Source organism: Hungatella sp. SL.1.14 (assembly GCF_024460495.1).
Lineage (GTDB): Bacteria > Bacillota > Clostridia > Lachnospirales > Lachnospiraceae > Hungatella > Hungatella hathewayi.
The window spans coordinates 1-292 of sequence record NZ_JANFYJ010000480.1; the positions used below are offsets into that span (position 1 = coordinate 1).

General features: G+C 52.1%; 1 protein-coding gene. It reads right to left on the minus strand.

From position 1 onward, the window contains the following. A partial coding sequence (locus tag NE473_RS31925; protein WP_502802874.1) for a nucleoside/nucleotide kinase family protein occupies nt 1-292 on the minus strand: 292 nt, incomplete at both ends.

Consider the following 292-nt stretch of genomic DNA (forward strand, 5'->3'; position numbering starts at 1 on the left):
GGAGGCGATATCGTCGTTGATTAAGATATAATCGTAGGAGTCCATGCCCTCAGCCTCTTCCACTGCTCTGCGGAGTCTTGCATGAATCACCTCCATACTTTCCGTGCCTCTGCCGACCAGCCGTCTCTTCAGTTCCTCCGCACTCGGCGGCATGACGAAGATCAGAATAGCTTCCGGGAAACGCTCCTTAACCTTTAAGGCGCCCTGACTCTCAATCTCCAGAAGCACGTCCTTCCCCTGTTCCATGTGGTTTAATACGTACTCATTCGGAGTTCCGTAGTAATGGTTGACG